Here is a 16,483-nt window from a genome sequence, read left to right as displayed (position 1 = left end):
TTCAACCGCTGCATGGCCAAGAAGTCGATGATTGCCCGCGATGCGAAGCGGAAAAAAATTGTGGAGCGCTTCGCTGCCAAGCGGTCAGCCCTGATGGCCGCCTTCGATGCAGCGAAGGATCCAATGGAGCGTCTTGAAATTCATCGCAAGATTCAGGCCCTTCCCCGCAACAGTGCACCCACTCGCATGCGCAATCGCTGCTGGGCTACCGGCAAACCCCGCGGTGTGTATCGGGATTTCGGCCTCTGCCGCAACCAGCTGCGCGAACGTGCCCATAAAGGCGAACTGCCCGGCGTGGTCAAGTCCAGCTGGTGATCCGCTGAGGTCAAAACGCTTCTAAACGAAAAAGGAGGTGAGCAATCACCTCCTTTTTTGATGCAATCGTCGTCAGCAAACTGAGTGGATTCCGAGGGATTGGCGGTTGAATCCGGTGAAGTGCCAGAATCAGACTTGACAGAAAGACATAAACAACAGTGCAAGGTCAGACACAGTCGATCTCCTTTGACGGTCGGGAGATTCGACTGACCACAGGGCGGTATGCCCCCCAGGCCGGTGGTTCCGTGATGATTGAGTGCGGTGACACGTCCGTGCTCGTGACCGCCACCCGTTCAGCAGGACGCGAGGGCATTGATTTCCTGCCCCTCATTTGCGATTACGAGGAGCGTCTGTATGCCGCAGGTCGCATCCCTGGCAGTTTCATGCGCCGGGAAGGACGTCCGCCAGAACGGGCCACGCTGATCAGCCGCCTGATCGACCGCCCGATGCGGCCGCTATTCCCCAGCTGGCTCAGGGATGACCTGCAGATCGTGGCCACCTGCATGTCTTTGGATGAGCGGGTCCCCGCTGATGTGCTGTCGGTGACTGGTGCTTCCCTGGCCACGCTGCTTGCAGGCATTCCCTTCCACGGCCCTATGGCGGCGGTGCGAGTCGGTCTCCTCGGAGACGACTTCGTGTTAAACCCCAGCTACCGAGAAATCGAACGCGGTGATCTGGACCTGGTGGTAGCCGGAACACCGGAAGGTGTGGTGATGGTGGAGGCAGGCGCCAACCAGCTACCCGAGCAGGACGTGATCGAAGCGATTGACTTCGGTTACGAGGCTGTCTGCGAGCTGATCAAGGCCCAGGAGACCATCCTCAAAGACGCGGGCATCAAGCAGGTGAAACCTGAGGCTCCCAGCGAAGACACCACCCTGCCGGTTTACCTCGAGAAGGCGTGCAGCAAGGCGATCGGTGAGGTGCTGAGCCAGTTCGACCAAAGCAAGGCCGAACGGGACGAAAAACTGGACGCGATCCGTAGCAAGACCGCAGAGAGCATTGACGGGCTGAAGGACAACGACCCAGTGCGTCAGCTGGTGTCTGCCAACGGCAAGGCCCTGCCCACCAGCTTCAAGGCTCTGACCAAGAAGTTGATGCGCCAGCAAATTGTTAAGGACGGCAAGCGCGTTGATGGACGCGCCCTGGATCAGGTTCGTCCAATCAGCGCTCTGGCTGGCGTGCTGCCCAAGCGCGTTCATGGCTCGGGCCTGTTCCAACGTGGACTCACCCAGGTGTTGTCCACCGCCACCCTCGGCACTCCCAGTGATGCCCAGGAGATGGATGATCTCAACCCAAACACCGAGAAGACCTACCTCCACCACTACAACTTCCCGCCCTACTCCGTCGGCGAGACCAAACCAATGCGCTCTCCGGGACGGCGCGAGATCGGTCATGGAGCCCTGGCCGAGCGGGCGATTCTTCCCGTGCTTCCGGCCAAAGACACCTTCCCGTACGTGGTGCGTGTGGTGAGCGAAGTGCTCAGCTCCAACGGCTCCACCTCCATGGGTTCGGTCTGCGGGAGCACCCTCGCGCTGATGGACGCTGGTGTTCCGCTCAAGGCACCGGTGAGCGGCGCCGCCATGGGCCTGATCAAGGAAGGCAAGGAGGTGCGCATCCTCACCGACATCCAGGGAATCGAAGATTTCCTCGGCGATATGGACTTCAAGGTGGCCGGCACCGACAAGGGGATCACCGCCCTGCAGATGGACATGAAGATCACCGGTTTGGCCATCAACACAGTGGCTGAAGCCATCAATCAGGCGCGTCCTGCCCGTCTTCACATCCTTGAAAAGATGATGGAGGCCATCGACACCCCGCGTGAAGGCATGTCACCCCATGCTCCACGTCTGTTGAGCTTCCGCATCGATCCGGAACTGATCGGCACAGTGATCGGTCCTGGCGGACGCACCATCAAGGGCATCACCGAGCGCACCAACACCAAGATCGACATCGAGGACAGTGGCATCGTCACCATTGCTTCGCACGACGGTGCGGCCGCCGACGAGGCCCAGAAGATCATCGAAGGACTGACGCGCAAGGTGAATGAAGGCGAAGTGTTCAGCGGTTCGATCACCCGCATCATTCCGATCGGGGCCTTCGTGGAAATTCTTCCTGGCAAGGAGGGCATGATCCACATCTCCCAGCTCTCCGAGGCGCGGGTGGAGAAAGTGGAAGATGTGGTGAAAGTGGGCGATGAGGTCACCGTGCGCGTGCGTGAGATCGACAACCGCGGCCGTATCAACCTCACTCTCCGCGGAGTGCCCCAGAGCGGAGAGGATGCAGCTCCCGAACCTGCTCCGACCCCCGTCGCGCCCCTCTCCTGAGGGGCTCAGGTTCAGACCTGAAAACCAGGATCGATCCTTTCCATGGCCCGTGTCGCTTTCTCTTCAAGAGCGGCATGGGCTTTTCCATGACTAGCGATCAGACACCCGGCCTGACGCACATCGCCAGTGTTGTACGTCAAAGGCTGACCATCGGCATGGGTGAAGGCACCACCTGCAGCCAGCAGCACCGCTTCCGGCGCGGCCATGTCCCAGTCCTTGGGAGCACTTTTGCCGGAGAGTGAGACATAGAGATCGGTCTCGCCGCGCAGAATCGTGGCGACTTTGTAGCCGACGCTGCCCACCGCTTTAGAACCGCCAAGGGCGAGGGTGTCAATCAACGTCACCAGACGGTCGTCACGATGGCTACGGCTGGCCACCAGGATCAGCTCCGAAACCGTGGTTCTGTCGCTGAAGCGAACCGGCGACCGCTCGCCCTGGCGGTCTTCACACCAGGCCCCCTCGCCGACAAGGCCGATCCAGAGTTCGTCGGCTTCCGGCAGCAGCACCACCCCCAGCACGGGACGCCGCCCGTGCACCAGAGCCAGATGAACGGCGTATTCGCCGGTGCCCTGGAGAAAATCCTTGGTGCCATCGAGGGGATCAAGGATCCAGAGCCATTCCGCAGGCAGCGGTTGGCCTTCCGTGAGCTGCTCCTTGGCCGTTTCTTCGCTGAGTAGCGTCCAATCCACCTCCGGGAACCCCTGCTTAAGGCCATCCAGCAACCACTGGTTCACAGCTAGATCAGCCGCAGACACCGGGCCATCTCCACCGTCATCAACGCGCAAAACCTTGGGAAAGCCGTGCGGTGGCTGCTCACCGCGGGCATAGGCCCGCAAGATATCTGCAGCTCCCCAACAGAGTGGACGCAAAGCCGCGAGCAAAGCGTCCTGGCTGACACCGGCAGGCAAAGTCAGAGCAGTCGGCATCATGGGTAGGTCTGGGCGGAGCCATTGTGAAGCAGCGCGCCGAACCGGAGAACGGTGTTCTCTATATGGTCGGCACACCGATCGGTCATCTCGGTGACCTTTCGCCAAGGGCGCGTGCATTGCTGGCGGCGGTAAACACGGTGGCCTGTGAAGACACACGTCACAGCGGCCAGCTGCTCGTCTCTCTGGGATCGACAGCCAGACGCTGCAGCTTTCATCAGCACAACACCCACGCCCGCATCCCCCAGTTGCTGGATGAGCTCAGCCAGGGCCGCAGCGTGGCGGTGATCAGTGATGCTGGGCTACCAGGGATTAGCGACCCAGGCGAAGAGCTGGTGGCTGCAGCCAGAGCAGCAGGCCATGCCGTGATCTGTATCCCAGGGCCTTGCGCCGCCACCACCGCCCTGGTTAGCAGCGGACTCCCCAGCGGTCGTTTCTGCTTCGAAGGATTTCTGCCCGCTAAGGGGAGGGATCGCAGACAACGCCTGGAAACCCTTGCCAAGGAACCCCGCACGACTGTGCTGTACGAGGCACCCCACCGACTTCTGAAATTGCTGGAGGAATTACAGGAGCACTGTGGTGCGGCACGCCCTCTGCAGGTAACCCGTGAACTAACCAAACGCCACGAAGAGCAGGTTGGACCGACGATCGGGCACGCTTTGGCTCATTTCACCCATCAGGCACCCCAAGGAGAATTCACTTTGGTGCTGGGTGGCGCCGAAGTGCAGGCTCCAGACCCTCTGGATGACGAGGCATGCCTGCAGCAACTCCAGGAACTGATTGCCGATGGCATGAAAGCCAGTGATGCAGCTCGGGATCTGGCTCAACGCAGTGGCCGATCCAAGCGGGAGTTATATGCACTGCTGCACACCGCAGAGAACCAGGCAGACTGAGCCCACCTTTTGAACCACGCGGCATGCTGCTGCGCCTGCGACTGCTGATGATCACGCTGGGATCAGGCGCAGCCCTGCTGGTGGTGCTCTGTCTAGGAGCCCAGAACCTGAGTGATCGCTATCGCCTGCGACTTGGCATTGGAGAAACGGCTCCATTGCCCGCTGGTTTTGTCGTTGGCGTGAGTGCGGTGCTTGGGGTTGTTAGCGGTGGCAGCCTTACAGCCCTCCTGATGCCTAACTCTCAGCAGTAGGTCAATCAGGCGTCGAGGGAATACAACGCTCCTTCCATCACCAGGCGCGTGATGCCGCGAGCCACCAGGTGACGCGTGGTGCGCTCAAACACCTGCGTGTCAGGCACTTTGATCACGCGCTGGCTGCGACCACACTGACGCTTTGCCGTCCTGGGGGTGGCGTACAGATATAAGGCTTGTCGCGACAGTTCAGAAGGATCAGCAACGCCGAGCTCAGGAAATTCACTCAGCGGTCGAGGGTCCAGCTCCACGGTTTTATCCACCAGCATGTAGACACTTTCAGGCAACACGCCAGCGGCAAAGGGCAGACAGCTCATTTGCTCGCGGCTGACCTGAGGCAGGTCAACAGCGAGAACGGCCACCTCGTGAAACACATCATCAGGGTCAGGAGCGAGGTCGTCGTCTTCACTGATGTCCTCTGGCTCATCCGCTCCGAAGTCATCAGCATCGTCGAGAGCCAGAGTGGACGGACTGTCGTCTTCAGCCTGCTCGTCTTCTTGGGCTGATTGTTCCTCTGGATCCGACGGGTCTGACGGCATAGCTTCGGACTTCGGAGCCTCCGGTGCTGAGCTGAGGTCAGCACCGGCCTTGGCTTGTGGTGCAGCAGAAGCACCGCGGGAACGCAAAGCTTTGAGTGCGCTGTACTCGTCAGGCGATAACAGCGTTCGCACCGTACGACTGACCGTGTTGGTGCTGCATCCGAAGGCGTCTGCCAGTACGGCACTGGTTTCCCCGGCGCGATACCGCTCCAGCAGCTCTTGCTTCTGACTGTCTGTAAGCCGGCTGGGTGCCATCGCGAAAGTTGCACAGCATCCAACCTTAGGTGCCGCCGCCGGGATCGACTGCAACAATGAGCCCTCTGCTCCCTTAGCTCAGCTGGATAGAGCAACTGCCTTCTAAGCAGTCGGTCGATGGTTCGAATCCATCAGGGGGCGTCTAAAAAATCTTGTCAGGCAAAGCCAAGCGGATGGTCGACGACAACAGCCACATGGCTGAGGCCACCGCTGACATGGCGATCGCCATCAGCAAAGGCCTGACGCCCTGGAAGGTCGGCAGCAGCGATGCTGTGAAAGTCTGGTGAGCACCGTGGTGATCGCGCCCTTACTGCCCTTGCGATGGGCTAACCGGATCGATCCGGGTGGCTGAACTGTTGCCGCATCAGGGCTACAACGGAGTCACGCTGCAGTTTCGCTGATGGCAACGCTGGAAGAGTTCAAGGCAATGCGCAATGCGGTGCCGATGAGTGTGCAAGGGGAGCTGTTCAAGCTGATGACTTCAGACCCTGATGCCTCGATCCAGCGCATGGTGGAGATCGCAGCAGAGAAAGGAATGACGGTCACCTCAGAAGAGGTGCGTGGCTTCCTGCAAAAGATGGATGACGATGACGAGTTTGATGATTTCGAGCTGGATGCGGTTGCCCTTGCTGCGATTGCTGGTGGCACTCTCACTGGCAAAGGCTCGTGCTGAACGATGACAACCCTCAACGACTTCAAAGCACTCCGCGATTCAGTCCCAGCAGAGGTGCAAGCCGAGCTGTATCGCCTGTTCACTGCAGACCCTGAAGCGTCCTACAAGCGGATGGTGGAGATTGCGGCAGAGAAGGGCATGACCCTCACGGTGGAAGAGGTGAAGGGCTTCCTCAAGCAGATGGACGAGGACGATGAGTTTGATGATTTCGAGCTAGATGCTGTGGCGCTGGCTGCCATTGCTGGTGGTAACAGAGGTCATTGGAATGGGTGCTGAGAAACAAGCAAGTGCATGACGAGCCATGGGGGCGTTGCCCTGGCATGCGACCCATGCGCAAGAGGCTCTTTGGTGGCTCATCGATGACCGTTTGAGTCGTTGAAGCCAATCGTGACTATCAAAAGGCTGTAGCTCCACGCCCTTTCATGTCAGAAGAGCAACTCAAAGCCTTCCTGGAGAAGGTTAAAACTGACACCAGCCTTCAGGAAAAGCTCAAGGCAGCAGCCTCACCTGAAGCTGCCCTTGAAATCGCCAAAGACGCAGGCTTTGCAATTACCGCAGAAGATATTCAATCAATGCAATCGGCAACGGTAGAAGTTTCAGACGATGAGCTGGAAGGTGCGGCTGGCGGTAGAATAAGTTTGACTTGGTGGGATGCGCGCCCTTGTTGTTGAGCTTATGCCCTCAAAGCCCCTTCATTGACAGGGGTTTTTTATTGCTTCAATCGTCTGACTAACCCCTTCAATCAGCCTTCAATACCTGGCACCATTGCCCGCACTTAGCGGGCTTTTTTATTGGATACAGACACCGCTACCGACCGTTGCTAAGACTGCTGAAGCGACCTAGCCAGCGATGTCCAAAGAACAACTCAAAGCCTTTCTGGATAAGGTCAATGGCGACACCAGCCTCCAAGACCGACTCAAAGCAGCTAAGTCACAGGATGAAGTGGTGTCTATTGCTAAGGAGCATGGTCACGATTTTGGCACTTAACACATCAGCCAACTCAGTGAAGAGGAGCTGGAAAGCGTGTCTGGTGGCACCGTAATTGCGACCGCTGTTGCCGTTACTGCTACGATTGCAGCAACTGTTGTTACGGATGAAATAATCAAGAAAGAAGAGAAATAATCCATATCAGCCTCCAATACCTGGCACCATCGCCTGCACTCTTAGCGGGCTTTTTTGTTGGCTACAGACATCTCAGGAGACCGTCGCTATAAACAGGCTGTAGCTCCACGCCCTCCCATGTCAGAAGAGCAACTCAAGGCATTTCTAGAGAAGATCAAAGGCGACACCAGCCTTCAGGAGAAGCTCAAAGCTGCTGCTGATTCAGACGCAGTTCTAGCGATTGCGAAAGAGGCTGGTTTTATGATTTCTGCTGAAGACTTGGCTTCAGGCGAGCCTTTAGAGCTTTCTGAAAAAGAGCTGGAACGCTTGGCGGGCGGGGGCGGGAGCTACCTAACACTTTGCGTAGAAGCACCTGGTGGACGAACCATAGTGGCTGGTGATACGTGTTGTTCAGGATATGATCGGGGGTACAGTCTGAATGGGACGGTGAAAGGGTGCCCTTCATGGTGACTAGCTTACTTACTTATGCGCCCCTGCATTAACAGGAGCTTTTTTGCTTCAATCGTCTGACTAATCCCATCAATCAGCCTTCAATACCTGGCATAGACAAGGGCAGTTGAGTCAAAGTAGATAAAACGCATTCGCTAAAATTAGGGTGTCAATTAGGGACATTGCAGCCCGTAAATCATGACACCAAAACAGATTCAATTATTAAATCGCGCTTGCAAGATGGCAGGCGTTGATTCAAGCAAGATCAGTCCGTCTAATCCGTTTGAGAAGTCAGGGATGACAGCGGGTTTGTTGCAAGCAGCGATTGCAGAGCTTGATCCAGCGCAGGCAGCACGGTGGCGTGTTGCTGCAGGTGGTGGGTTGAGTGTTGCGACGATGGCTGAATTGCAATCTGGAGAGCCGTTGAGTGCTGCAGCACAGCAGGATTTATGGAATCACGATGCTGAGTTTGTCGGTGAATTTCAGCAGCAACGTGACAACAGCCTGGAGGAGCAGTTCAAGGCGTTGGAGAAAGGCGCTGCAGAAAAGCGTTGGCAGAACATGTTGCATCAGACGGGTGGTGATGAGATTGCCGCCAAGCGTCGAATTGAAGCTGAGGATGCAGAGACACAGCGACTATCTGAACAACGCGCAGTGTGGGCACAAGGAGGTCGGGTCTGATGGCAGAACTGACAAAGAGTGAACAGGTCGCTTACGACATCAGTGCTGAGCGAACAAAGAAACAAGCAGCGCGAAATCGTGGTGCAGCAGATGCATTGAATGCAGCACCTCCTGGTGCAGTGGAGCGGGCTCGGGCTCGGGCGTTAGGGCAAGTGAAAACACCTGTTGCCCCGCGGGCGTCATCACCAGCCAAGCCAACGTTGAGCGGTCGAACGATCAAGCATTCGAGCGGGATGGAGGTGCCAGAAGAGATTTATGACTGGCCAGCAGAACGGCAGCGAAAGTTTCTGGAGCTGAAAGCAGCAGATCTGAAGAAGGACAGCGATGACAACGCTGCGATGGGGATGATCAATCAGCTGTTGGATCTACGTGATGCCGATCGGCGTGAGATTGCAGCGCTGCGCACTCAGATGTCGACGGCATTGACGGTGGTGGAGGGTCTCCAGCGGCGGTAGGAACAGATCGACACCGTGGTGACGATCGAGAAATCCAATGAGCTGTCAGAGCAACTGGCGAGCGTCAGTGATGCTGTGATCCATGCCACTGCGGTGGAAGCCAGCCTGCGCAATCAGACGTCCCGCAGCCAGGCGGAGATGGATAACCAAGCGGCGGCAGCAGCCCGGCGGGAATGGGGCATCAGCGAATGACGTCGCTGGCGCGCCACACCGGCAGACCCACCCGGGAGGAATCCGGTGAGATCCCACCCAAGGTGCGGGCAGCCCTAACCCTCAGGGCCGCCGGCCACAGCTGGAAACAGTGCTCCGACATGACCGGGGCCAGCTACCGGAACCTCCTGAAATGAAAGGATCTACCGATAGCTGAAGCCTACGTCGAGGAGAAGGTGAGGGAGGCCCTAGCGGGCACCTACAACAGGCTCATCAGTGCAGGCCCAGCTGTTGCCGATCGGCTGCTGTCGATTGCGTTGGATCCGGCGACGAAGTCCTATGCCGCGGTGTCTGCCTGCGAGGCAGTGATCCGCAGCATCGAGCGAGGGGTGCTGGACCGCGAGATGCGGGAACACATCGCCAAGCTGCGCGAGCAGATGGCCCAGCTGGAGCAAGGACGACCGATCGATGTTTGAGCCTCGACTGCTGACCGAGGAGGAAGCGCAATGGCGTGCCTCCTGCGGTTGGCACACGTCGAAGAATCAGCCTTTAGTCAGCGATGTGCCATCGCAAAGAAATCCAAACCGCAACTTCCTGACGGGTTCACTCCAACCGGGTACGTTGTCCACATGCGGGCAAGTCTGCCTGCCTGAAGCCAGTCATCAAAAGCAATTACTGGGATTTTCCCCGTTGCTTTAATTCGGGCCAGTTAGCAGATTTCTCCCCTTCAAATTCAATAACAAAGCATGGATCAAGTTGACATCACTATCGTTAGTGCCGGTCTCTCTGGCTTGATTGCAGCAAGGGAAGCCAAGAAAAAGGGCTACAGCGTCAAAGTGCTTGAGGCCCGGTCCCGCGTGGGCGGCCGGATGTTTAATCAAATCACCCCCAGCGGCGGAATTATTGATCTCGGGGGACAGTGGGGTGGACATACTCATCACCGTTTAGAACAATTGACTGATGAGCTAGGACTACAACGACATCCAAGTTTTTACGACGGCAAGGGTGTTTTTATTTGGGATGGTGAAAAGTCTATAGCTGATATCAGCATTATGCCAGGAGAAGTTGAATCAATTGGCTTTTTTATTGCAAGAGGTTTGAACATCAATTTAGAAGAGAAAACCTCTGCAATTAATTTGTGGAATAAGCTATTAGCCATCAGTAAGACGATTAATCCAAGTCAGCCTTGGCTAGCCGCTGATGCAGAAATTTTAGATAAAACAACTGTTTCGCATTGGCTCGAGCAAAACAACGCGTCTCGCCTTGCTCAATGGCTCTTTGCTTACAACTGCACCGGCGGAACTGGTACAGGAGGGTATGAACCCTGTGAATCCTCTATTTTGCACCTTGCTTTAGGCCAGAACGTTGCGCCTCAAAGTGGTGGTGGAGAGGAATGGCTCATCACGAAGGGTGCGGGAGAGGTTGCAAAACTACTTGGCGAAGAAATGAGAGAGGATATAGAACTTTCTGCTCCAGTTCAAGAAATTACTCAAACAGGTGATGGTCTTGAAGTTTTTTATGGATATGGTGCAAATAAATCAATTTCATCTAATGCAGCTATCGTTGCAATTCCACCAGTATTACGTCAAAAAATAACCTTCAACCCTGGACTTGAAAGCGAGTACAGGCAATTTATCCAACGTTCGCCAATGGGAACAAAATTTAAAGTTTTAGCGGTTTACAAAGAAGCTTTCTGGAGAGAACAGGGGTTCTGTGGGGCAGGCCAAGGAAACTTAAAATTGCTTGAACAGACTGCCGATAGCGGTCCCCCAGAAACAAGTCCGGGAATATTGGCTTCATTTGTTTCTGGACATCGAGCATCTCAGCTGAATCGTCTCCCAGATTTAGAACAACGGCGATTGATCCTTGAAGATCTTGTTCGATACTGGGGGCCAAAGGCTGCCGAACCGCTCGATCTTGTTGTTCAGCGCTGGATCGATGAACAGTGGACCACCGGTGGCTACACCGCTTTCCGCACGCCGGGAGCATGGACTGGATTCGGCACAACCTGGCAGCAGCCTCACGGCAGAATTTTCTGGGCTGGCACGGAAGAATCCACCCGCTGGCCTGGTTATTTCGAAGGGGCCATTGAAGCGGGTATCCAGGCAGTAGACCGCGCTGCAGCCGCTTTGGATGGAGGAGGAAACTGAGATCCTCTCGACGAATCAAGCGGCAGGCGCATCTTGACTCTGCTGGCGTGAGGGATCTGTCTGCAGCTGGGAGTCGAGGACCACTAGGCCTCCTCCCGCACAAAGGGGGGATCGAGTTCCATTAGGCCTCTCCCAACACCATTAAGTGTTCGATTTTCGAGGTGCTGCGGAGCTACATGGTGAGCTTCGCCATGGCGGCTCTCAACGTGTTCCCTTTCAGCTCACGGTGGCAGGTCTGCTCATGCTCTTTGAGGGTGTGACCCATCGATTGGGCGCACAGGGATTGGTTGATGTTCGCCTCGATGGAGCGCATGGCCCAGCGGTGGCGAAGGTTGTAGAGGTCGAAGCCCGGCGTGAGTTCTTCAGAAATGGCCTTGAAGACTGACCTGCACCTCCACTGCCGCCATGCTGCGACCCAGTTTTCGCTCCGCTTAGCGTCCCAGCTTTGAGGCGTTAGCCAGCGGACACCACCTGGGATATCGACGTTATGTAGGTCCCAGCGTTCTATCCACTCCCCTGGGTACGCAAAACAGGTGCGCTCTTCCGGCAGGGACAGCTTGGTTTTGATCGTCAGGCAGCTGGCGGTGCCGTCATCGTTGAGTTGCAGGCTGGGTACTTCACCTGTCCTGCAGCCGAAGGTCGCCATTGCAGCGATACACCAGCCGTAACGCTCGCCTCTGACTGCATCGACAAGTTTGATGATCGCGTCATCGGTGGGTATGGCCCGAGGGCCAGGCTTGGGTTTCTTCTGCAGGTTTTTGAGCTTGATCGCGCCCGATCACCACCATGGTGACCATGGCTGTGAATCAGCCTGTTGCGCTGCACCTAAACCCATCCAGACCGTGGTGGATCCACCCGCTGAGGTCATCGTCACGCCTGGGGGCAGTGATGAGGACATGGGCGCCCGGTCAAATGCCGATGGGGGCATCGGCTTTCCTCTTCAGTCCACCGTCTGGGATGCATTTGCCGATCAGGCGGATTGCATGAATCCCACCAGTGAGTTCATCACTCAGTTGGATGAGACACCACGGTTGCGCAGCGCCGCATCACTCCGATCACTGAGCCGTATACGCGAGGCATTGGAGGCAATGCCAGAGCAGTCAGCACTGGATGAGCCGGTGTGCATTTCTCTCCAGGATGCGCTTGTGGTGATGTCTCAGCTGATGGCGAGGCTGCGCTGATGGCGACCAAGCGTCGTCGACGCCCTTTGCCACCAAAGGCCAGGGCACAGGCTGAAGCGGAGATCCTTGAACAGGGTCGCTGGAGTCAGTTGCGTGCCAACGATGCCCTCCACACACCGGCTGAGAATGCTGCGGCACGGCATCGTTGCCAGCAGTTGATTGAGGGTGGTCCTGCTGCGGTGGATCGGCTGGATGCAGAAGAAAGACCAACTGCCTTGGAGGCAGTCGGTCGATTGCAAAGTGGTCCCACCTTGTAAGTGGTCCCGCCCCCTAAAACGGGACCACTATTGGCATTCTGGGGGGATACCAAGGGCGCCCTCCACATCCAAGAGCGCAGTCATAGCTTCAAAAACCCAGTCCACGACTGTGAATTTTTCTGCCTTCTAAGCAGTCGGTCGATGGTTTGAATCCATCAGGGGGCGTCTAAAAAATCTTCTTAGGCAAAGCCAAGCCGATGGACGACGACAACAGCCACATGGCTGAGGCCACCGCTGACATGGCGATCGCCATCAGCAAAGGCCTGACGCCCTGGAAGGTCGGCAGCAGCGATGCTGTGAAAGTCTGGTGAGCACCGTGGTGATCGCTCCCTTACTGCCCTTGCGATGGGCTAATCGGATCGAACCGGGTGGCTGAACTGTTGTCGCATCAGGGCTACAACGGAGTCACGCTGCAGATCCGCTGATGGCAACCCTGGAAGAGTTCAAGGCAATGCGTGATGCGGTGCCCGCTGCGGTGCAGGGTGAGCTGTTCAAGCTGATGACTGCAGACCCTGATGCCTCGATCCAGCGCATGGTGGAGATCGCAGCAGAGAAGGGGATGACGGTCACCTCAGAGGAGGTGCGTGGCTTCCTCAGGCAGATGGATGACGATGACGAGTTCGATGATTTCGAACTGGATGCGGTTGCCCTTGCTGCCATTGCTGGTGGTAAAAGAGGTGAAGGGTCAGGGTGCTGAGAAACAAGCAAGTGCATGACGAGCCCTGGGGTCGTTGCCCTGGCATGCGACCCATGCGCAAGTGGCTCTTTGGTGGCTCACCCCAGAGCATTTGAGCTGTTGGTGCTGTTACCGACCGTTGCTATGACAAGCCTGTAGTTCATTCCTTGCGCATGTCAGAAGAGCAACTCAAGGCATTTATCGCCAAGGTCAAAGACGACCCATTACTTCAAGACAAACTCAAATCAGCTCAAACTGCCGAGCATGTCGTTGAAATTGCCAAACATCATGGCCACCACTTTACTGCTGAACATGTAAAAAACACTCCTCTGACACAAGAAGAGCTTGAAGTAGTGAATGGTGGTACTGCCAATATGTGCAACACTGGGAATGGAGCGCTTGTAACCGCTGCTATTGGGGCTTCTATTGCATGGTGTGGTGCCCCTCCTGGAGCATTTGGCATGTAAGTTTGGATCTAAGACGATGCTCTTTTGATTCCGATAAAAAGCTTCGACTCAATACTTTTTTGTTGATTAAATCATTGTCTCAGAAAATTGCAGCCCGCATGAAGCGGGCTTTTTATTAGGTCTGAGCGTACATCTTGAAGCTCGATCTGGCGATGTTGAACACCGCTGCCGACCGTTGCTATGACCAGGCTGTACCTCCACGCCCTCCAATGTCAGAAGAGCAACTCAAAGCCTTCCTGGAGAAGGTTAAAACTGACACCAGCCTTCAGGAAAAGCTCAAGGCAGCAGCCTCACCTGATGCTGCTGTTGAAATCGCCAAAGACGCAGGCTTTGCAATTACCGCAGAAGATATTCAATCAATGCAATCGGCAACGGTAGAAGTGTCAGATGAAGAGCTGGAAGGTGCAGCTGGCGGGGGAAACACTTGTACCTTTATTGGACCTTTTCGAACCTGCTTCTGATAAATCCGATTTAGCCTACGCCCTCATCAAACCCCCTGCATTGACAGGGGTTTTTCATTGCTTCAATCGTCTGACTAACCCCATCAATCAGCCTTCAATACCTGGCACCATCGCCCGCACTTAGCGGGCTTTCTTGATTGCTTGCAGACATCGCTGCCGACCGTTGCTATGACCAGGCTGTAGCTACACGCCCTTCAATGTCAGAAGAGCAACTCAAAGCGTTTCTAGAAAAGCTTAAAGCCGACACCAGCCTTCAGGAAAAGCTCAAAGCAGCTGCTGATTCAGACGCAGTTCTTGCGATTGCGAAAGAGGCTGGCTTTAGCATCTCTGATGATGACTTGAAGAAAGCTCAATCAGAAATTTCAGATGAAGAGCTGGAGATTGCAGCTGGGGGCAATAATGATACTCAACGGGATAGATGGTGCTGGTTTGGCGACTCTATGTGTCAGTGAAGAATTAGGCTACTTGTGGACCAGCCTACACACTTAATACTCCTACATTGATACGACTTATTTCTGCAGTTACACCTGAAAGCCCACACACCTGCCTCCTATACCTGGCACCATTGCCTGCATTAAATATCAATTAGCGCACTGGTGGCGAGCACCTCTGCCAGCCTGTTTTCTGCATCTGCTTCCACGCATCAATGGCGTTGTGCCTGAGCATCCGCCTGCGTGTCTGCGGCACTGGTGGATGTGGCGGAATCCAGCTGTAAGTCCGTACTGACACCCACTCCGCATGAGGCGATGGGTTGTCGGGTTTGAACTGCACCACAAGCTGCTCCTGAGCGTTCACCAGCCAGTCCTCTCCGCCGGGTTTCGGCGGATGACGGTCAACGAGGGGGCGGTCCTTGTTGGGCATGCCGGTGAGTCTGGCGAGCACCCTGATCAGACTGAGCGCTGCAGCTGCTACGGCATGCCGAACCATTGGGGTGATCATCTCGACCTGGCCTGATGCATGGCCCTGATCGGAGAGCACGACCTGGGGCAGGCCACCACCGCGATGGGGCGATGCCTTTTCCACCTGCAACGGGATCTGCTGATCGAGACCTGGAGAGACCAACTGCCGACAAAGCAGTGGGTCGATGGTTCGAATCCATCAGGGGGCGTCTAAAAATTTTGTCAGGCAAAGCCAAGCGGATGGTCGGCGACAAAAGCCACATGGCGGAGGCGACCGCATACATGGCGATCGCCATCAGCAAAAGCCTGACGCCCTGGAAGGTCGGCAGCAGCGATGCTGTGAAGGTCTGGTGAGCACCGTGGTGATCGCTCCCTAACTGCCCTTGCAATGGGCCACCCGGATCGAACCGGGTGGCCCATCCCTTATCGTTTAATTCGCTGCAGCCGATCGTGACTTCAAAAGGCTGTAGCTCCACGCCCTCCCATGTCTGAAGAGCAACTCAACGCCTTTCTGGAGAAGGTCAAAGCTGACACAAGCCTGCAAGAAAAGCTCAATGGAGCTGCAGATGCAGATGCTGTTGCGGAGATTGCGAAAAAAGCAGGCTTTTCGATTACTTCAAAAGATATTCGATCAATGCAATCAGCAAATGAATTGTCAGACGCAGAGCTGGAAGGTGCAGCTGGTGGATGCGGTCGCGGTACTCGCGATACTCACCTTGCCAGGGGTTGTGGGCCCCTCGACCAGTGTCAACGTACTGCGCTCGATGGTGGCACCACTACCCAGTGGTGGTGCAATTAGCGTGTTGCCGGGCCCAGAGGAGGCGACGAAATGGGTTCTAGTTCCCCATTTTTAAAAGCGCCTTCGCCTTCAAATACCCTGCATTGATAGTGGCTTTTTATCGCTTGCAGGCACGGCTCCCGACCGTTGCTATGACCGAGCTGAAGCTTCAGTTCCTCCAATGTCAGAAGAGCAGCTCAAAGCCTTTCTAGAAAAGGCCCAAGGCGACACCAGCCTGCAGGAAAAGCTCAAAGCAGCAGCCTCCCCTGAAGCCGTTATTGAAATCGCTAAAGAAGCTGGGTTTGCAATTACCTCAGAAGATATTCAGTCAATGCAATCGGAAGAACTGTCAGACGATGAGCTGGAAGAAGCAGCTGTCGGAGGCGGTCACAATTGTGGTTTCACGGCACCCCGACGAGATGGCCGACCTGCGACCAGGATGGTCCGAGGCCCATCGTGTGGAAGGTCCCACTAAAATCAACTGTTGCAGATTGGTAAGCCTATACGCCCTCAAAGCCCCTGCATTGACAGGAGTTTTTTATTGCTTCAATCGTCTGACTAACCCCTTCAATCAGCCTTCAATACCTGGCACTGAATATTT

At 56.0% G+C, this 16,483-nt stretch carries 27 protein-coding genes, 2 tRNA genes and 1 pseudogene; 25 read left to right on the top strand and 5 right to left on the bottom strand.

The genetic code is table 11. The features are described from left to right. Positions 1-12 precede the first annotated feature (12 nt). Both rpsN and SynA1825c_RS04355 read left to right on the top strand, forming a co-directional pair. On the top strand, positions 13-315 hold the full coding sequence (gene rpsN / locus SynA1825c_RS04360) for a 30S ribosomal protein S14 (protein ID WP_186470436.1): 303 nt from the start codon (positions 13-15) through the stop codon (positions 313-315). A 158-nt stretch (positions 316-473) separates the two neighbouring features. Further along, a complete protein-coding gene (locus SynA1825c_RS04355; protein ID WP_186470435.1) occupies positions 474-2,639 on the top strand; it encodes a polyribonucleotide nucleotidyltransferase in 2,166 nt (721 codons plus the stop codon). 11 nt (positions 2,640-2,650) lie between these two features. On the opposite strand, the gene SynA1825c_RS04350 is transcribed toward SynA1825c_RS04355, so the two are convergent. Then, complete coding sequence (locus tag SynA1825c_RS04350) at positions 2,651-3,568, bottom strand: 3'(2'),5'-bisphosphate nucleotidase CysQ (RefSeq protein WP_186470434.1); 918 nt, start codon at positions 3,566-3,568, stop codon at positions 2,651-2,653. Positions 3,569-3,591: 23 nt separating this feature from the next. Between SynA1825c_RS04350 and rsmI the strand changes: the two genes are divergently transcribed. Together rsmI and SynA1825c_RS04340 are read left to right on the top strand one after the other, a co-directional pair. Then, the gene (gene rsmI / locus SynA1825c_RS04345; RefSeq protein ID WP_255477061.1) at positions 3,592-4,458 is read left to right on the top strand and encodes a 16S rRNA (cytidine(1402)-2'-O)-methyltransferase; all 867 of its coding nucleotides are present in this window, start codon (positions 3,592-3,594) and stop codon (positions 4,456-4,458) included. Positions 4,459-4,481: 23 nt separating this feature from the next. Further along, positions 4,482-4,709 carry a hypothetical protein gene (locus tag SynA1825c_RS04340; protein WP_186470433.1) on the top strand — a complete coding sequence of 76 codons (228 nt, stop codon included), beginning with the start codon at positions 4,482-4,484 and terminating at the stop codon, positions 4,707-4,709. Between the two features lie 5 nt (positions 4,710-4,714). Here the strand turns inward: SynA1825c_RS04340 and SynA1825c_RS04335 are convergent, their stop codons facing one another. Continuing rightward, positions 4,715-5,503 (bottom strand): helix-turn-helix domain-containing protein, encoded by a 789-nt coding sequence (locus SynA1825c_RS04335; RefSeq protein ID WP_186470432.1) that lies wholly within the window; start codon positions 5,501-5,503, stop codon positions 4,715-4,717. A gap of 67 nt (positions 5,504-5,570) precedes the next feature. Here SynA1825c_RS04335 and SynA1825c_RS04330 point away from each other — a divergent pair. The 10 genes and pseudogenes from SynA1825c_RS04330 to SynA1825c_RS04280 all read left to right on the top strand — a co-directional run bounded on the left by SynA1825c_RS04330 (position 5,571) and on the right by SynA1825c_RS04280 (position 9,055). Next, positions 5,571-5,644, top strand: a tRNA-Arg gene (locus SynA1825c_RS04330). 259 nt (positions 5,645-5,903) lie between these two features. Continuing rightward, complete coding sequence (locus SynA1825c_RS04325; protein WP_186470431.1) at positions 5,904-6,176, top strand: DUF1456 family protein; 273 nt, start codon at positions 5,904-5,906, stop codon at positions 6,174-6,176. A 3-nt stretch (positions 6,177-6,179) separates the two neighbouring features. Then, positions 6,180-6,452 (top strand): hypothetical protein, encoded by a 273-nt coding sequence (locus tag SynA1825c_RS04320; protein WP_186470430.1) that lies wholly within the window; start codon positions 6,180-6,182, stop codon positions 6,450-6,452. A 146-nt stretch (positions 6,453-6,598) separates the two neighbouring features. After that, positions 6,599-6,847 (top strand): Nif11-like leader peptide family natural product precursor, encoded by a 249-nt coding sequence (locus SynA1825c_RS04315; RefSeq protein ID WP_186470429.1) that lies wholly within the window; start codon positions 6,599-6,601, stop codon positions 6,845-6,847. A gap of 178 nt (positions 6,848-7,025) precedes the next feature. Then, positions 7,026-7,160 (top strand): annotated as a pseudogene (locus SynA1825c_RS04310) (Nif11-like leader peptide family natural product precursor); the annotation flags it as partial. A 6-nt stretch (positions 7,161-7,166) separates the two neighbouring features. Beyond that, entirely contained in the window at positions 7,167-7,298 is a 132-nt protein-coding gene (locus SynA1825c_RS13760; RefSeq protein WP_370593798.1) for a class IIb bacteriocin, lactobin A/cerein 7B family, read from the top strand. Positions 7,299-7,415: 117 nt separating this feature from the next. Further along, a complete protein-coding gene (locus tag SynA1825c_RS04300) occupies positions 7,416-7,748 on the top strand; it encodes a Nif11-like leader peptide family natural product precursor (RefSeq protein WP_186470427.1) in 333 nt (110 codons plus the stop codon). Positions 7,749-8,024: 276 nt separating this feature from the next. Next, a complete protein-coding gene (locus SynA1825c_RS04295) occupies positions 8,025-8,408 on the top strand; it encodes a hypothetical protein (RefSeq protein WP_186470426.1) in 384 nt (127 codons plus the stop codon). Next, positions 8,408-8,863 (top strand): hypothetical protein, encoded by a 456-nt coding sequence (locus SynA1825c_RS13505; protein WP_222930028.1) that lies wholly within the window; start codon positions 8,408-8,410, stop codon positions 8,861-8,863. The genes SynA1825c_RS04295 and SynA1825c_RS13505 overlap by 1 nt, the downstream gene beginning before the upstream one ends. An 18-nt stretch (positions 8,864-8,881) precedes the next feature. Continuing rightward, positions 8,882-9,055 carry a hypothetical protein gene (locus SynA1825c_RS04280; protein WP_186470423.1) on the top strand — a complete coding sequence of 58 codons (174 nt, stop codon included), beginning with the start codon at positions 8,882-8,884 and terminating at the stop codon, positions 9,053-9,055. Here SynA1825c_RS04280 and SynA1825c_RS13605 read toward each other — a convergent pair. Then, positions 9,045-9,176: a hypothetical protein gene (locus SynA1825c_RS13605; RefSeq protein WP_255478448.1), complete on the bottom strand. Its 132-nt coding sequence runs from the start codon at positions 9,174-9,176 to the stop codon at positions 9,045-9,047. The genes SynA1825c_RS04280 and SynA1825c_RS13605 overlap by 11 nt on opposite strands. A gap of 73 nt (positions 9,177-9,249) precedes the next feature. Between SynA1825c_RS13605 and SynA1825c_RS04275 the strand changes: the two genes are divergently transcribed. After that, positions 9,250-9,489, top strand: coding sequence for a hypothetical protein (locus SynA1825c_RS04275; RefSeq protein ID WP_186470422.1), 240 nt, complete (start codon positions 9,250-9,252; stop codon positions 9,487-9,489). 270 nt (positions 9,490-9,759) lie between these two features. Further along, a complete protein-coding gene (locus tag SynA1825c_RS04270; protein ID WP_186470421.1) occupies positions 9,760-11,163 on the top strand; it encodes an FAD-dependent oxidoreductase in 1,404 nt (467 codons plus the stop codon). Positions 11,164-11,335: 172 nt separating this feature from the next. On the opposite strand, the gene SynA1825c_RS04265 is transcribed toward SynA1825c_RS04270, so the two are convergent. Further along, positions 11,336-11,809, bottom strand: a complete 474-nt coding sequence (locus tag SynA1825c_RS04265; RefSeq protein WP_186470420.1) for a hypothetical protein — start codon at positions 11,807-11,809, stop codon at positions 11,336-11,338. A 118-nt stretch (positions 11,810-11,927) separates the two neighbouring features. Here SynA1825c_RS04265 and SynA1825c_RS04260 point away from each other — a divergent pair, with 118 nt between their 5' ends. The 6 genes from SynA1825c_RS04260 (at position 11,928) to SynA1825c_RS04235 (ending at position 14,657) form a co-directional block, all read left to right on the top strand. Then, positions 11,928-12,344, top strand: coding sequence for a hypothetical protein (locus SynA1825c_RS04260; protein ID WP_186470419.1), 417 nt, complete (start codon positions 11,928-11,930; stop codon positions 12,342-12,344). Continuing rightward, on the top strand, positions 12,344-12,601 hold the full coding sequence (locus SynA1825c_RS04255; RefSeq protein ID WP_186470418.1) for a hypothetical protein: 258 nt from the start codon (positions 12,344-12,346) through the stop codon (positions 12,599-12,601). Before SynA1825c_RS04260 ends, SynA1825c_RS04255 begins: the two co-directional genes overlap by 1 nt. 424 nt (positions 12,602-13,025) lie before the next feature. Then, complete coding sequence (locus tag SynA1825c_RS04250; protein WP_186470417.1) at positions 13,026-13,298, top strand: hypothetical protein; 273 nt, start codon at positions 13,026-13,028, stop codon at positions 13,296-13,298. Positions 13,299-13,450: 152 nt separating this feature from the next. After that, entirely contained in the window at positions 13,451-13,744 is a 294-nt protein-coding gene (locus tag SynA1825c_RS04245; protein WP_186470416.1) for a Nif11-like leader peptide family natural product precursor, read from the top strand. A 209-nt stretch (positions 13,745-13,953) separates the two neighbouring features. Further along, positions 13,954-14,205 carry a Nif11-like leader peptide family natural product precursor gene (locus tag SynA1825c_RS04240; protein ID WP_186471018.1) on the top strand — a complete coding sequence of 84 codons (252 nt, stop codon included), beginning with the start codon at positions 13,954-13,956 and terminating at the stop codon, positions 14,203-14,205. A 197-nt stretch (positions 14,206-14,402) separates the two neighbouring features. Beyond that, positions 14,403-14,657, top strand: a complete 255-nt coding sequence (locus tag SynA1825c_RS04235) for a Nif11-like leader peptide family natural product precursor (RefSeq protein ID WP_186470415.1) — start codon at positions 14,403-14,405, stop codon at positions 14,655-14,657. A 133-nt stretch (positions 14,658-14,790) separates the two neighbouring features. Here the strand turns inward: SynA1825c_RS04235 and SynA1825c_RS13755 are convergent, their stop codons facing one another. After that, complete coding sequence (locus SynA1825c_RS13755; protein ID WP_370593780.1) at positions 14,791-15,267, bottom strand: DUF1651 domain-containing protein; 477 nt, start codon at positions 15,265-15,267, stop codon at positions 14,791-14,793. On the opposite strand from SynA1825c_RS13755, the gene SynA1825c_RS04225 reads away from it, so the two are divergent. The 3 genes from SynA1825c_RS04225 to SynA1825c_RS04215 all read left to right on the top strand — a co-directional run bounded on the left by SynA1825c_RS04225 (position 15,237) and on the right by SynA1825c_RS04215 (position 16,357). Continuing rightward, positions 15,237-15,310, top strand: a tRNA-Cys gene (locus SynA1825c_RS04225). The two genes, SynA1825c_RS13755 and SynA1825c_RS04225, sit on opposite strands and share 31 nt — an antisense overlap. A 278-nt stretch (positions 15,311-15,588) precedes the next feature. After that, positions 15,589-15,903, top strand: coding sequence for a Nif11-like leader peptide family natural product precursor (locus tag SynA1825c_RS04220; RefSeq protein WP_186470414.1), 315 nt, complete (start codon positions 15,589-15,591; stop codon positions 15,901-15,903). Positions 15,904-16,063: 160 nt separating this feature from the next. Beyond that, a complete protein-coding gene (locus SynA1825c_RS04215; protein ID WP_186470413.1) occupies positions 16,064-16,357 on the top strand; it encodes a Nif11-like leader peptide family natural product precursor in 294 nt (97 codons plus the stop codon). Positions 16,358-16,483 lie beyond the last annotated feature (126 nt).

This window comes from Synechococcus sp. A18-25c, from assembly GCF_014280035.1.
Classification (GTDB): Bacteria; Cyanobacteriota; Cyanobacteriia; order PCC-6307; family Cyanobiaceae; genus Synechococcus_C.
Note: the sequence above shows the minus strand (reverse complement) of the source record. Positions and strands in the feature narration are given on the sequence as shown.

Bases quoted from the DNA above. Each gene is read 5' to 3' on its own strand.
- SynA1825c_RS13505 (WP_222930028.1), top strand. From the start codon at position 8,408: ATGGCAGAACTGACAAAGAGTGAACAGGTCGCTTACGACATCAGTGCT.
- SynA1825c_RS04320 (WP_186470430.1), top strand. From the start codon at position 6,180: ATGACAACCCTCAACGACTTCAAAGCACTCCGCGATTCAGTCCCAGCA.
- SynA1825c_RS04215 (WP_186470413.1), top strand. From the start codon at position 16,064: ATGTCAGAAGAGCAGCTCAAAGCCTTTCTAGAAAAGGCCCAAGGCGAC.
- SynA1825c_RS04240 (WP_186471018.1), top strand. From the start codon at position 13,954: ATGTCAGAAGAGCAACTCAAAGCCTTCCTGGAGAAGGTTAAAACTGAC.
- SynA1825c_RS04295 (WP_186470426.1), top strand. From the start codon at position 8,025: ATGACAGCGGGTTTGTTGCAAGCAGCGATTGCAGAGCTTGATCCAGCG.
- SynA1825c_RS04270 (WP_186470421.1), top strand. From the start codon at position 9,760: ATGGATCAAGTTGACATCACTATCGTTAGTGCCGGTCTCTCTGGCTTG.
- SynA1825c_RS04265 (WP_186470420.1), bottom strand. From the start codon at position 11,809: ATGGCGACCTTCGGCTGCAGGACAGGTGAAGTACCCAGCCTGCAACTC.
- SynA1825c_RS04235 (WP_186470415.1), top strand. From the start codon at position 14,403: ATGTCAGAAGAGCAACTCAAAGCGTTTCTAGAAAAGCTTAAAGCCGAC.
- SynA1825c_RS04325 (WP_186470431.1), top strand. From the start codon at position 5,904: ATGGCAACGCTGGAAGAGTTCAAGGCAATGCGCAATGCGGTGCCGATG.
- SynA1825c_RS04335 (WP_186470432.1), bottom strand. From the start codon at position 5,503: ATGGCACCCAGCCGGCTTACAGACAGTCAGAAGCAAGAGCTGCTGGAG.
- SynA1825c_RS04340 (WP_186470433.1), top strand. From the start codon at position 4,482: ATGCTGCTGCGCCTGCGACTGCTGATGATCACGCTGGGATCAGGCGCA.
- SynA1825c_RS04350 (WP_186470434.1), bottom strand. From the start codon at position 3,568: ATGATGCCGACTGCTCTGACTTTGCCTGCCGGTGTCAGCCAGGACGCT.
- SynA1825c_RS04300 (WP_186470427.1), top strand. From the start codon at position 7,416: ATGTCAGAAGAGCAACTCAAGGCATTTCTAGAGAAGATCAAAGGCGAC.
- SynA1825c_RS04255 (WP_186470418.1), top strand. From the start codon at position 12,344: ATGGCGACCAAGCGTCGTCGACGCCCTTTGCCACCAAAGGCCAGGGCA.
- SynA1825c_RS04220 (WP_186470414.1), top strand. From the start codon at position 15,589: ATGTCTGAAGAGCAACTCAACGCCTTTCTGGAGAAGGTCAAAGCTGAC.
- SynA1825c_RS04250 (WP_186470417.1), top strand. From the start codon at position 13,026: ATGGCAACCCTGGAAGAGTTCAAGGCAATGCGTGATGCGGTGCCCGCT.
- SynA1825c_RS04315 (WP_186470429.1), top strand. From the start codon at position 6,599: ATGTCAGAAGAGCAACTCAAAGCCTTCCTGGAGAAGGTTAAAACTGAC.
- SynA1825c_RS13605 (WP_255478448.1), bottom strand. From the start codon at position 9,176: ATGTCGGAGCACTGTTTCCAGCTGTGGCCGGCGGCCCTGAGGGTTAGG.
- SynA1825c_RS04245 (WP_186470416.1), top strand. From the start codon at position 13,451: ATGTCAGAAGAGCAACTCAAGGCATTTATCGCCAAGGTCAAAGACGAC.
- rpsN (WP_186470436.1), top strand. From the start codon at position 13: ATGGCCAAGAAGTCGATGATTGCCCGCGATGCGAAGCGGAAAAAAATT.